Origin of the sequence: Roseivirga sp. UBA838 (genome assembly GCF_002296035.1) — a bacterium.
Classification (GTDB): domain Bacteria; phylum Bacteroidota; class Bacteroidia; order Cytophagales; family Cyclobacteriaceae; genus Roseivirga; species Roseivirga thermotolerans.
This window is the reverse complement of the sequence record NZ_DBHC01000010.1, coordinates 198,156-211,727: the sequence shown is the minus strand read 5'-3', so window position 1 is coordinate 211,727 and position 13,572 is coordinate 198,156. Positions and strand designations below refer to the sequence as shown.

12 protein-coding genes are annotated in these 13,572 nt (G+C 42.8%); 8 read left to right on the top strand and 4 right to left on the bottom strand.

What is annotated here, in order from left to right:
- Positions 1-29: 29 nt before the first annotated feature.
- A complete protein-coding gene (locus tag B3O12_RS03715; protein ID WP_189628917.1) occupies positions 30-683 on the top strand; it encodes an outer membrane beta-barrel protein in 654 nt (217 codons plus the stop codon).
- Between the two features lie 77 nt (positions 684-760).
- Here the strand turns inward: B3O12_RS03715 and B3O12_RS03710 are convergent, their stop codons facing one another.
- The 3 genes from B3O12_RS03710 to B3O12_RS03700 form a co-directional block, all read right to left on the bottom strand.
- Positions 761-2,317 (bottom strand): Rne/Rng family ribonuclease, encoded by a 1,557-nt coding sequence (locus tag B3O12_RS03710; protein ID WP_189628916.1) that lies wholly within the window; start codon positions 2,315-2,317, stop codon positions 761-763.
- A 170-nt stretch (positions 2,318-2,487) separates the two neighbouring features.
- Complete coding sequence (locus tag B3O12_RS03705) at positions 2,488-3,303, bottom strand: tetratricopeptide repeat protein (RefSeq protein WP_286742751.1); 816 nt, start codon at positions 3,301-3,303, stop codon at positions 2,488-2,490.
- 18 nt (positions 3,304-3,321) lie between these two features.
- Positions 3,322-3,624: an HU family DNA-binding protein gene (locus B3O12_RS03700; RefSeq protein WP_189628914.1), complete on the bottom strand. Its 303-nt coding sequence runs from the start codon at positions 3,622-3,624 to the stop codon at positions 3,322-3,324.
- A gap of 144 nt (positions 3,625-3,768) precedes the next feature.
- Here B3O12_RS03700 and mutY point away from each other — a divergent pair, with 144 nt between their 5' ends.
- The 7 genes from mutY (at position 3,769) to B3O12_RS03665 (ending at position 11,322) form a co-directional block, all read left to right on the top strand.
- Positions 3,769-4,827: an A/G-specific adenine glycosylase gene (gene mutY, locus B3O12_RS03695; RefSeq protein WP_286755341.1), complete on the top strand. Its 1,059-nt coding sequence runs from the start codon at positions 3,769-3,771 to the stop codon at positions 4,825-4,827.
- A gap of 37 nt (positions 4,828-4,864) precedes the next feature.
- Positions 4,865-5,296, top strand: coding sequence for a single-stranded DNA-binding protein (locus B3O12_RS03690; protein WP_189628912.1), 432 nt, complete (start codon positions 4,865-4,867; stop codon positions 5,294-5,296).
- A 21-nt stretch (positions 5,297-5,317) separates the two neighbouring features.
- On the top strand, positions 5,318-6,649 hold the full coding sequence (gene gldE, locus B3O12_RS03685; RefSeq protein WP_189628911.1) for a gliding motility-associated protein GldE: 1,332 nt from the start codon (positions 5,318-5,320) through the stop codon (positions 6,647-6,649).
- The gene (gldD, locus tag B3O12_RS03680; protein ID WP_286742741.1) at positions 6,649-7,233 is read left to right on the top strand and encodes a gliding motility lipoprotein GldD; all 585 of its coding nucleotides are present in this window, start codon (positions 6,649-6,651) and stop codon (positions 7,231-7,233) included. Before gldE ends, gldD begins: the two co-directional genes overlap by 1 nt.
- A gap of 186 nt (positions 7,234-7,419) precedes the next feature.
- Positions 7,420-9,513 (top strand): ATP-dependent DNA helicase RecG, encoded by a 2,094-nt coding sequence (gene recG, locus B3O12_RS03675; RefSeq protein ID WP_286755340.1) that lies wholly within the window; start codon positions 7,420-7,422, stop codon positions 9,511-9,513.
- 81 nt (positions 9,514-9,594) lie between these two features.
- Entirely contained in the window at positions 9,595-10,494 is a 900-nt protein-coding gene (locus B3O12_RS03670; protein WP_286742736.1) for a DUF488 family protein, read from the top strand.
- Positions 10,495-11,322, top strand: coding sequence for a hypothetical protein (locus B3O12_RS03665; protein WP_286742734.1), 828 nt, complete (start codon positions 10,495-10,497; stop codon positions 11,320-11,322).
- A 5-nt stretch (positions 11,323-11,327) separates the two neighbouring features.
- On the opposite strand, the gene B3O12_RS03660 is transcribed toward B3O12_RS03665, so the two are convergent.
- Positions 11,328-13,463: a carbohydrate binding family 9 domain-containing protein gene (locus tag B3O12_RS03660; RefSeq protein WP_286755339.1), complete on the bottom strand. Its 2,136-nt coding sequence runs from the start codon at positions 13,461-13,463 to the stop codon at positions 11,328-11,330.
- Positions 13,464-13,572 lie beyond the last annotated feature (109 nt).

Sequence of the window (13,572 nt, the reverse complement as noted above, 5' to 3'; positions counted from 1 at the left end):
GACAAAACTATTCATTTATTTTATCCCACATGAAAAAATACGTTTTCACTGCACTGATCGCCTTATTTTTGAGTCAAAAAGTAACGGCACAAATTGAGGATTACAGAATTGGGGTGAAGCTGGCACCAACGGTGTCCTATGTTAGAGCAAGTACCGATGGCAATTCGACCACTTTTGAAAGAAATGGCTCCACGGTGAAGTTTCTGATAGGCGCTTTTGTAGATATTCCCTTCAAAGACAATTACTACTTTCATACAGGGATAAACTATGCCAGCCGCAACACTAAAGTAACGGCCACCGATGCAGCTTATTTTGGTGGCACACCTACCAGTGCCGAATATGATCACGAATACATTCAGCTACCTGCACTTATTAAGCTCTATACCAATGAGGTTTTGTTAGACACCAAGCTGTTTTTCAATTTTGGGGTTATCCCCGAAGTGCGGTTAAACACCAATAACAAAACCGAGAATATAAACCTTATCACGGAATTTCAGCACTTCGACATTAACGGAAATTTTGGAGGAGGTGTAGAAAGAGCTATTGGAGTACAAACCAGCCTCTTTGCCTCAATCAATTACAACATTGGCTTCATCAACCAGGTAAAAGAACAGAGCAACTCCTTAGACGATCTGAAGGTTAAAAACAGCCTGATTGCTATTGAGTTTGGCATTAAGTTTTAACCCCCGGATAAAGAGACATAAAAAACCCCGACCTGAAAAGATCGGGGTTTTATTTTATCCTTAAACTAGCCTAAAGCTTAGGCTTTCAATTCAATCTCTTCTCCCAACTTGTTGTAAAAAACATACTGGTTGAGACCTAAAGAGCTGTCCTTTTCCAGTTTTACCCAGGTGTGGTATTTTCTATACCATTGCCAGCGTTTGGAAAACACCCCTTTGGTGAAGTATGCATGGAGGAAAGGATGTAATGCAATGGTTACACTCTTTTCGTTTTGAGTGGTGAGCAAATACTCCAGGTTCTTTTCAATTAGGTCGGACACCAAGATGGTAGCACTTACCGAGCCGGTTCCATTACAGGTTGGGCAAGCCTCTCTTGTTGTAATGTTGAGTTCCGGCCTAACCCTCTGACGGGTTATTTGCATGAGCCCAAACTTAGTGAGCGGCAAAATGGTATTCTTTGCCCTGTCAGACTTCATAACCTCCTTCATTTCTGCGTAAAGCTTCTTTTTATTTTCGGGCTTTCGCATGTCAATGAAGTCAATCACAATGATACCTCCCATGTCCCTAAGCCTAAGCTGTCGGGCAATTTCCTTAGCCGCTTCAAGGTTTACGGCCAAAGCCGTAGACTCCTGATCTTCGCCTGCATTAGACTTATTGCCACTGTTTACGTCAATTACGTGTAGGGCTTCGGTATGCTCAATAATTAAGTATCCTCCGCGCGGAAGGCTCACTGACTTACCAAACAAAGACTTGAGTTGCTTCTCTATTCCAAAAGCCTCAAAGATTTTGGCTTTGCCGGTATAGAGTTTTACAATCTTTTCTTTGTCGGGAGCAATCTTTCGGATGTACTCCTTTATTTCATCATGAATCTCCTTGTCGTCTGTTACCAGGCTATCAAAAGATTCATTCAAAATATCCCTCAACAAGGAAGAAGCACGGCTCATTTCACCAATCACTTTTTCGCGAGGCTTGGTGCTGTGCAGTTTCTTGATGCCCTGTTTCCAGGTTTCTTCAAGATTTCTTAAGTCCTTGTCTAGTTCGGTTACGTTCTTTCCTTTGGCTACGGTGCGAATTATACAGCCAAAGTTTTCTGGTTTAATAGAAGAGATCAAACGCAATAGGCGTTTGCGTTCCTCACCATCAGTAATTTTTTTAGAAATATTGATGGCATTGGAAAAGGGCACTAAAACCATATAGCGCCCAGCTATCGACAACTCACATGTTAGTCGAGGCCCTTTGGTGGAAATTGGTTCTTTGACAATCTGAACCAGTATTTGCTGACCTTTAGTCAGCACCTGATTCATTTTACCAAGTTTATTGATATCCGGCTCGCCTTTAAAATTGGCCAATGATCCGGAGGCATGCTTGTTTGAAAGCGCCTGCTTGGTGTACTTGTTCAACGACTTAATCTGCGGACCTAAATCAAGGTAGTGCAGAAAAGCGTCCTTTTCGTACCCAATATCAATGAACGCGGCATTTAGACCGGGAACGATTTTCTTAACCGTTCCCAGATAAATATCTCCGACTTTAAATTTGTTCTCATCATTATCATGATGGAACTCAACTAAACTTTTCTCCTTTAGAAGGGCTATACGACTACCATTCTGAGTTGAATTAATGATTAATTCATTACTCAAGGTAGTAGAGGTTAGTGTTAAAAATCAGAACAATAAATAAGTGCAGGTAAGGTAATCCCTTACTTCTTCTTATGTCTGTTCTTTCTTAGCCTCTTCTTTCTTTTGTGAGTAGCAATCTTATGTCTTTTTCTTTTTTTACCGCAAGGCATAATCTTAATGTTTTAATGTTTTTACTTGATTCTCTGCAGATACTCATTCGCAGCGGTCAGAATCTGCTCACTAGCATCTAATGTTTTTATTTTTTCGAACTGTGTCCGAGCCTTCACCATTTGTCCGGCTTCGAAATAACACACGCCCAAAAAGAAGTTTCCTTCAATATGGTTGGGATAATATTGCACCAGAGACTGGAAACGCTCGATGCCGTTTTCAAACTGACCTGTGTTGATCGACATTCTTCCCATGCTCATGAGGGCTTTTTCGTTGCTGGGATCTTCTTCTATAATTTCTCTCAGCATCATAATACCCTGCATTGGGCTCGGACCGGCCACATAGGTAAGCGCAACATTGTGCTTTACATCTAAGTTGTCTGGCTGAGCCTCTAATACGATCTGGTAAGCTTCTCTTGCCTTATTTCCCAATAAACTAGTTTTTTGCTCATTAATGGCATAGGTAAATGCCTCGAAATAAGCATCACCGGCCTTTCGCCAGTGTTCTGTTGAATTGAACCTCTCTGCAAAGGTGTTAGCAAAATAAGCAGCACTGTCGTACTGGTTGATTTGCTGAAAAACAGCCATTAATGAATCGAGAGCTTCATTATTAGGCTGTATGTTGCCATTTGCAAATAATTGACTTTTCCAGTAGTCAATCTTAGGTTGTATTTCTTCAGGGATTGCCGAGCTATGGTCGATAACTCCTCCCGGAGTAGACTCATCAATAAACTCAGCAGAAGCCTCATTGTCATTGTCAACTACCACTCGAGGCAGGCTGTAGAGACCAACTATGGCCGCTATAGCAATGATGATGAGACTTACCTGATTCTTTTTCATATAGCCAAAAGGCTAAAATTAGCTATTAGCCGCCTTTACCTTGGCACTTGTTTTTACCTGCTCTACGAACACCTTAGAAGGCTTAAAGCTAGGCACAAAATGTTCGTCAATTACAATTGCTGTATTTTTAGAAATATTTCTGGCAATCTTCTTTGCTCTCTTTTTGTTCACAAAACTTCCAAACCCCCTTACGTAAATGTTCTCCCCTTCGGCCATCGAGTCTTTCACCACAGCAAAAAGAGTCTCAACAGTTGTAGTAACATCAGATCTGTCTATCCCGGTCTTGTCTGCAATCTGATTGATAACATCTGCTTTAGTCACTGTATTCTTATTTAAGTTGATAAAATTTTATAAAAAACTTATTCCCAGTTATTTTGGCCTGCAAAATTAAGGGTTCGGGGTCAATAATAAAAAGTATTCCTGAAAAATTCTGAAAAGGGGAGTAGGGGTAAAGAAGCAAACAAGTTGGAAAGAGAAATATTTGTAAATCAATTAATTAGGTGGTACGGTCATCAAAAGCGCGATTTACCATGGAGAGAGACCCGGGACCCTTACAAAATTTGGCTCTCGGAAATAATTTTACAACAAACCCGGGTGAACCAGGGAATGCCCTACTACCTCGCCTTCATTGAGCGTTATCCAACAGTAGAGCTTCTGGCCAAAGCCCCGGAACAAGAAGTACTCAGGCTATGGCAGGGCTTGGGGTATTATTCCCGAGCAAGAAACTTGCATGCCTGCGCTCAAACCATTGTGGAGCAGTACCATGGGTGTTTTCCCGATACGTTCGATGAACTACTCAGACTAAAAGGCATTGGCCGATATACTGCGGCAGCCATTGCCTCGCTGGCCTTCAACAAGCCCACGGCCGTGGTAGACGGCAACGTATACCGGGTACTGGCCCGAGTGTTTGGCTTGTACAATGACATTAGTGAATCCAAAACACTCAAAATATTTGAACAACTAGCCAATGAGTTGATTCCGGCCAACAATGCTGCCGAGTATAACCAGGCCATTATGGACTTTGGCGCTACGCAATGTACACCCAAAAACCCGGCATGCGATACCTGCCCGCTCCACACAATTTGCTTTGCTCAGCAGCACGGAGAAGTAGAAAAGCTGCCGGTAAAGAGTAGAAAAACAAAGGTCAAAAAGCTCTATTTCGATTATTTCATGTTTGAACATGGACAGCAAATACTTATGCACAAACGACTGGGCAAAGACATATGGCAAGGACTTTATCAGTTTTACCTGAAAGAGAGCAAAACCCAGCAAAAAACCGAAGAGTGCCTTAAACATATACCCCTAATCGATCACATTCATGTTCAGTCGGTCTCTTCGCCTGTCAGGCATTTACTGTCGCACCGGGAGATTTTCGCACGATTTTTTAGGCTTCGGGTCAATGATTTAAATACCTTTGTCTCTATACAACAAGAATTGAATTTACAGGCCTATTCCCTGAGTGAAGTTCAGGATTTACCAAAGCCCATTCTAATACAGAACTATTTGAAAAGCGAGATGTATTAGTTACTTTCATTCAATTCGTTCTTAAAATAATTAATAGATGGCAGGCGTAAATAAAGTAATATTGGTAGGTAATTTGGGCAAAGACCCTGAAGTAAGGCATTTAGATAATGGCCGGGCTGTTGCCAATTTTTCGCTGGCAACCAGTGAAACCTACAAAAACAAACAAGGTGAACGCGTAACCAATACCGAATGGCACAACATTGTGTTGTGGACTCCTCTGGCTGAAATTGCTGAGAAGTTTTTGAAAAAGGGCAACCAGGTGTATATTGAAGGTAAGTTGACCACCCGCTCTTGGGACGACCAGGATGGGAACAAAAGATACACTACAGAAGTTGTTGGACGAGAAATGACTTTGTTGGGTGGAAGACCCGATGGCAGCTCATCAGGCACCGGTAATGGTGGAGACAATATGGCCGAAAGCCCTGTATCTAACATACCGGAAGACGACACGGACGATCTGCCGTTCTAAGTTGGGACTAAAATTAATATTTTGGACATACCTGAAGACCCTGAACCGAGTTTAGCACTTCTTCTTCAAATTGCCGAATTAAGCTCGCCCTACATTGCCATTAATGTAGTGGCTTTTGTTGTGCTCATTTTTCTGTCGGCAATGATATCAGGCTCTGAGGTGGCCTTTTTTTCACTCGATAGCAACCAGCTGGCCGATTTCGAGAAGGAATCGAGCCCATCGGGCCAGGCCATTCTGAGGCTACTGGAAAGAAAACGCCACCTGCTGGCTACCATATTGATCATGAACAATATGGTAAATATTGCCATAGTTACCCTATCTACGTTTTTTACCTGGTCTTTGGTAGGTTCTAAAACCACTGAAGGCAAAGTAGTAGTGGTGCTTTCGGCAGTGGTTACCTTTGTTATTCTCTTTTTTGGCGAGGTAGTGCCTAAAAACTTCGCTAACCAACACAATGTAAAATTTGCCAAAACCACCGCCAAACCTCTACTCGCCCTGGAGCGGCTACTCCGTCCTTTTAGCTGGCTACTCATTTCTGTAACCAACCTTATTGAGCGCAATGTGGAAAAGAAAGGCAGAAACATTACGGTAGATGAGCTTAACCAAGCTCTTGAAATAACTACTGGCGATGACACTACCGAAGAAGAAAAAGGTATTTTAAAGGGAATCGTAAACTTCAGTACACTGTCGGTAAGGCAGGTTATGAAATCGCGCATGGATATAACAGCCGTAGATGTGGAGCTGGATTTCCATGAGCTAATGGATAAAATCAATAAAAGCGGCTATTCCAGAATTCCTGCCTATAAAGAAACCATCGATAAAATAGAAGGGGTACTTTATATCAAGGACCTCATCTCTCACATAGACAAGGACGATACTTTTGCCTGGCAAACCTTACTTCGGCCGGGCTTCTTTGTGCCGGAAAACAAAAAGGTAGATGCTCTACTCAAAGATTTTCAGGAACAGCGGGTACACATGGCCATTGTGGTGGATGAATATGGAGGAACTTCGGGCCTTATTACCCTGGAAGATATTATCGAAGAAATAGTTGGCGAAATCAACGATGAGTTCGATGATGAAGATATTGCCTTCAATAAACTCGATAACTCCACCTTCGTCTTTGAAGGAAAAACATCGCTCAATGACTTTTGCAAAATTATTGGGGTAGAACCATCCGAGTTCGACTCCGTAAAGGGCGAAAGTGAATCGCTCGGAGGGCTGCTTCTTGAAATAAGCAGCAAAATGCCTCGGGCCGGAGAAAAAATTGAGTTTGGCCGGTTTTTATTTACCATTGTTGCCGTAGACTTAAGGCGTATTAAACGCGTTAGGGTATTAATTAGACCACAGACTTAGTGAAGAAGAATTACCCTCTGTTCATCTGTATTTTATTACTCGGCCTGGTGAGTTCGTGCAAAGAAGTGTACCTGCCCAAACCCAAAGGTTATAATCGAATAGACCTTCCCGAACCCGCTTACCAAATACTACCTGACACCTTCCCCTATCGGTTCCAGTACTCGGCACATTCTCAATTGTCCGAAGATGACTCTAAACATGCCGAGCGCTATTGGATTAACCTTACCTACCCGCAGTTCGATGCCCTGGTACAAATCACCTATAAAAATCTTATAGACCCTAACAATAAGCCGGAAGTGCTTCTCAACGAAGCCTTTGAACTGGCTATGAAGCACAATGTGAAGGCCTATGGTATTGAAGAGAGCCTCATCCGTATTCCTAATGGCCAAATTGCGAGTGTAACTGAACTGGAAGGAGAAGTACCTACACAGTTTCAATTTTTTACTTCAGACAGCACGCATCATTTCTTTAGAGGAGCACTTTACTTTAACACCGCCACACAAAACGACTCACTGGCTCCCATCATTGAATTTATAAAAAAAGACATGATCCACCTGCTCAATAGCTTTGAGTGGAAATATTGATTATTCCGCCTATTCTCTTTTTCCCGGTAAAAAGTATTCTGTAAAACCATAACCTTTGTCAATACTTCGGCCAGTGTTTGTGGAATGGCTTCCGAATACAGACTGAACAGCTGAGTACAACATTTATATGTTCAAAAAATTCTTATTGAACACCTTTGTAAACACAAACTCTATTAATTTCATCCGATGCCTTCATTTTTCGATACGAGCATAGAGTTTCTGAAAGGAGTGGGACCACAAAAGGCTGCACTCATCGGCAAAGAGCTGGGCATCTTCACTTATGCCGACCTGATTCAGCACTATCCTTTTCGCTATGAAGACCGTACCCAATTCCATTCCATAGAAAGCGTGCATGCCGACATGCCCTTTGTACAGATCAAAGGGCGCATCACCAAAATGGAAACCGTTGGAGAAGGGAGAAAAAAAAGACTCGTAGCGCGCTTCGAAGACCAAACGGATAGCCTTGAGTTGGTTTGGTTTAAAGGCATTCAGTGGGTGGCTAAAAAACTAAAACTGGGTGTAGACTACGTTGTATTTGGCAAGCCAACCGTCTATGGCCGTAAGGTAAACATTGCCCATCCCGAAATTGAAGTGCTAACCACGCAAAACGAAAAAGCCGCTTACTTACAACCGGTCTATCATAGCTCCGAAAAACTCAAGGCCAAATACATAGACTCCAAGGCCATCTCCAAGATGATCCGGCAGGTAATGGTTCAGGCCGAACCCCATATTTATGAAACACTCCCCGAAAGCTTGCTGAGCCAGTTTGGGCTGATTGAAAAAAAGTTTGCGCTTTGGCACATTCATTTTCCCTCTAACTCCGAGCTACTTCAAAAAGCGCAGTTTAGGTTGAAATTCGAGGAGTTCTTCTTCATCCAGCTCAAACTGCTGAAAATGAAGGTGACCCGAATCGATAAGTTTAAGGGGCAGGTTTTTAACGACTCTTCCCTGCTCACAGAGTTCTACAACAAGCATCTGCCTTTCGACTTGACCAATGCACAAAAGAGGGTGATCCGAGAGATTTACCAGGACATGAAATCGGGCAGACAAATGAACCGACTGCTTCAGGGCGATGTGGGTTCAGGCAAAACCATTGTGGCTTTTATCTGCATGCTACTGGTAGTGGGTTCGGGGGCTCAAGCCTCTATGATGGCACCCACAGAAATTCTGGCCGATCAGCATTATGAAGGGCTGAAGGAGTATGCCGATTTGCTCGGGATCAAAATTGCCAAGCTCACCGGTTCCTCTAAAGCTGCCGAAAGGCGCGAAATTCATGAGGCATTGGAAGACGGTTCTTTGCAAATTCTGGTAGGGACTCATGCCCTGATAGAAGACAAAGTACAGTTTAAAAATCTGGGACTCGCTATAATCGATGAACAGCATCGCTTTGGGGTAGCACAACGGGCCAAGCTCTGGAGCAAGAATGCCACCCAGTTCCCACATATTCTGGTAATGACGGCCACTCCCATTCCACGCACCCTGGCTATGACGGTTTATGGCGACCTGGATGTATCCATCATCGATGAGTTGCCTGCCGGAAGAAAGCCTATCCAGACCATTCATGAATATGATGGCAAGCGACTTTCGGTTTTTGGCTTTATGAAAAAAGAGATTGCCAAAGGCCGACAAATCTATGTGGTGTATCCGCTCATTGAAGAATCGGAAAAGCTAGACCTGAAAGACCTGATGGATGGCTATGAAAGCATTGCTCGGGCCTTCCCTGACAACCACATCAGTATTGTGCATGGAAAAATGAAGCCGCAAGACAAGGACTTTGAAATGCAGCGCTTTGTGAAGCATGAAACCCAGATTATGGTGGCCACCACGGTGATCGAAGTGGGCGTAAATGTGCCTAATGCCTCTGTAATGGTGATTGAAAATGCCGAGCGTTTCGGTTTGGCACAGTTGCACCAGCTCAGGGGCCGTGTGGGGCGTGGGGCTGACCAGTCTTACTGTATTCTGATGACGGATTATAAGCTAAGCAAGGAAGCCCGCATCCGCATAGACACCATGGTGAAAACCAATAATGGTTTTGAGATTGCCGATGTAGACCTCAGGCTCCGTGGCCCGGGAGATATTACGGGCACCCAGCAAAGTGGTGTGCTGGACCTACTGATTGCAGACATTTCAAAAGACACCAAAATACTCCAGGCAGCCCGCAATGCCGCCAGCGACATCCTGGAAGCCGATCCAGACCTCAGCACAGACCAGAACCGTAACATTTTGAGACATATCAAATCCCTCAAGAAGACCACAGTGAATTGGGGGAGGATTAGTTGAGCTTGAGCTAACTTGATTTTATTTATTTTCCGTATTTTAGAATAATATGGAAAGCCTAAATCTGAATTGTACCTTTGCAACATGTTTTATAGGCGAAAACTAATCTTAGCAACTTTAGAGGAATTTGGAGGAAAATTGAACCATACAAACCTCCAGAAAATACTTTTTTTGATTACACGGAATCAGGAGAAAAAAGCCTTTGACTTTGTTCCTTATAAATACGGCTGTTTTTCTTTTCAGGCCAATCAAGACATCTCTACACTAACTAAGTATAAACTAGTTCGCTCAGAAACAGTAGCTAATACATCCAATTGGGTTCTGACAGATGAGGGATTGAACTTTTATTCTCAGCTGAAAAAACAAGATCAATCTGCAATAAGACTTGTGAAAAGAGAGATTTCCAATTTTTCCCAAAGAGACCTAATTAGGCATACATATATAAAGTACCCATACTACGCGTCTAAAAGTCAAATTGCCTCGGAGATACTGAATAAGACAGAAATGGAGGCTGTTGAAAAACAAAAAAGAAATTTCAGTGAGCCCAAATTCTTCACCATAGGCTATGAGGGTATCAGTTTGGAAACATACTTGAATAAGTTAATTATCAACGATATTCGACTTCTTTGCGATGTAAGAAAGAACTCATTGAGTATGAAATATGGATTCTCCAAATCTCAGCTGAAGAACGCATGTCAAAGTATTGGAATTAAGTATATACATATCCCAGAATTAGGCATAGAATCTGAAAAACGTCAAGACCTTGAGTCAATGTCAGATTACAATAAATTGTTTGAAGAATATGAAAACACTACTTTAATAAATAATAAGCAATCTATTAACTACTTATTCCAACTAACCAAGGAGTACAAAAGAGTAGCTATTACCTGCTTCGAGAAAGAAGTATGTATGTGTCACCGAGGAAGAGTTCTAAATGCTCTTAAGGAGTTACCTCAATGGGATATACAGTACAAGAATTTATAAATGACACGCAAAAGAATATTATTAACAGTAACCACATACCCCTTACCATCAAGAAGCTATGACGAGCTAGTCTGTACTGCTGGAATACTTGAAAATGGAGAATGGATCAGGATTTACCCTGTACCGTTATCTTTCCTTCTGAGACAAAGAGCGTCCGGAGACCAGAAACTGTCAAAGTATACCTGGATGGAACTGGACTTGAAAAGAAGAACTGATGATTTTAGGCCTGAGAGCTATTCGCCTAAGAACTATGACTTCAGAGATTTAAACCTGTCATCATGGATTGATACCAAGCAAAATTGGTCCTTGAGGAAAACATTGTGCCTTAAAAACGTCTACACGAATCTTAAAGAGCTGATTAATGACTCGAAAGCTCCTAAAAACAAATCACTTGCAACATTTAAACCTACTACCGTCATCAAATTGGAGATTGAAGAAGATGACCCTGAATGGAAGAGTGAATGGAAGGAGCTTAGAAAGCAGGGTGATTTATTTTCTCAGGATAAAGAACCAGAAATCCTAATACCCAAAATCCCATTTAAATTCTACTATCGATTCACAGATGATTCTGGAAAATCGAGTCGTCTGATGATAGAAGACTGGGAAATTGGTCAGCTTTATTGGAACTGCTTAAGAAGTGCCAATGGTGACAAAACCATAGCCCTTAGTAAGGTAAGAGAGCGATACGAAGAAGAATTCATTAATACAAAGGAGCTTTATTTCTTTTTAGGCACAACAAAACAATGGCATACAAGAAGAGCGACTAACCCATTCGTAATTATAGGTGTCTTTTACCCCAAGAAAGAATCTCAGATGAGACTCTTTTAACTACTTTACCACCTCCACAAATAACTCGCTTTAAAGAAGAAGCCTTGAGCGGTGTTGAGGTATTGATCATTCGGCACATAGTCGGTGCCATCCCAGCGAACTTTTTCGTAGACTGAGCCCCAGCCCAGGTGCACCACCGTACCCGGAATGTAAGTGAAGCTCACCAGAAAGTTCGGGCTAAGCACCTGACTCAAGCTGTTGTATTGGGCAATTCCACGGAAGAAGAGGTATTTGTTCATCTGGTAAATCAAACGGCCACGGGCAATATGGATATCATAGTATTTGGCATCGGTCGCTTTGCTGTAAAGCGACACAAAACGATGCGTGAAATCCATGCTGAATTTGTCTGAAGCCTGAACATTGAGTGTTGCCCCAATTCGTTTTCCGTAACCTTGTTCGGCTGTGGGATAGTAAACACCATTGTCCCAGTCGTAGTTAAGCCTAAAGTATATGCGTTTGGTTATTTGAGAACTGGCATTGAGTCCTATACTTCCGTCTTTAAACTCTTCTCCCAGATAGATTTCCGAAGAATGGTCGGCCGAAACGGCCAGGCGTGTATTGCGAGGCAAAACAGCCGCTAATTGAACAAACAACACATGCTCGTTGAGACCACTGGGTTTATCTTTAGTAAGCGAGGCATACACTACAGGGTCTATCCGCTGAATAAGCCCCTCGCCTTTGGGAAAGATTTTGGGCGATGCACTGGCCGTAATTCGGCTGATCCCTGTTCTTGTCACATATCCCACACCGGACTCAAAGTCCTGTCCAATGTCTAGCAAGCTCAACGAGCCATTGAAACTACGTGTGTTTTTATTGATGCCTATGTACACCGAGCCGGCATTGCGCAAGTGTCCGCCATCCAGAACAGCATTCGTCTCCGAATACAGGTAGTGTCCTGAAACCAGGTAAGCCTCTTTGAACCGATACTGACCATCGAAACCATAGACATTGTTGCTTCCGCCATTCTGCATTCTGGTGGTTCCCAGCAAGCCAATGTAGCTATCTTGGGTGAGTGATCGCATATAGCGCATAACGGCTACATCAGCCGTATTGTCACCAGTCCCGGGTATGTCAGGGTTCACCCTATCGTCCCGATCAACGGCATAAATGGTGGAGATAATGTTCTTATCACCAATTTTTCCGGTGAGCTTAGTGGCAAACTTAGGGGTTACGATAGACCTGGAGTTAACCGCCATTTGTATAGGTTGAAAGCCACCAGTTCCTGCAAAGTTGAAGTTTTCATTTCCTTCTAAAAAGAAGGGTCTTCTTTCGGGGTAGTTCACCGGAAAACGCTGGTTCACTTCAACCTGTTGAGCGTCTGATTCTACCTGGCTAAAGTCGGGGTTAATGGTGGCATCTAGCACCAATTCTGAGGTGATACCGATTTTAGCCGTAAGGCTGGGCTCAAAATTATCTTCCCGGTGGTATTCGCCATCCTCATGATTTCGATTTACTCCATAGGTTACGGCAGGCAATAGCTCCACAAGCTTGGCTTTTCTTACACCGTTGTATTGAATAGGGAGCATTTGAGTAAGAAATGCAAAGCCTTTGGCCGGATCGAGAGCTGGGTAGGTGCCCTGAGTTGAAAAACGGCTAATCCTTCTTTCAAAAATAACACCCATGTCTACTTTGCCGTCAACCGACTTATAGCGAATGCTCTTAAACGGAATTTTAGCCTCCACTACATAACCATCTTCCACAATCTTGGCTGCGCTGTAAAAGATTATGTCCAGGCCAATATCTTCTCGGCCGGCCGCAAAGCGCGTGTCCATCTGAATACCGCTTGGGTTCACATAAATGGCATAAAGCGATTGTCCACTGTTGAAGGAGTCGAGATTGATGCACACCCAATCATCGGCTGCAATTTTATCGCGGGCGGCAATAGATGTTTTTATCTCTTTGGGGTCGTCAAAACATTTAAAGGCAAAATAGAGGTTGTCTTCATCGTGAGCCATATAAGCAATGGTCTTATAGGGCATGTCTTTGCCAAAGTCGGGCACAAAGGTTTTATAACCCGTTAGCTGGGGACTTTTTTGCCAGATATCGTCATCGAGTACTCCATCGATGGTTGGAGGTATTTCGGCAAGAGTAGATAGTATGGGGCTCTGGGCATAAGAAAAAGCTAGCACCAGACAGAGCATTGGTGTTAAATAGTACCTGAGTTTCAACCTTGAAAAATTTGTAGCAAGTATACTACTTCTGGCTCACATATAAAGGTTGTTTGTCTTTTCGCAACTTTCGCCAAATTTC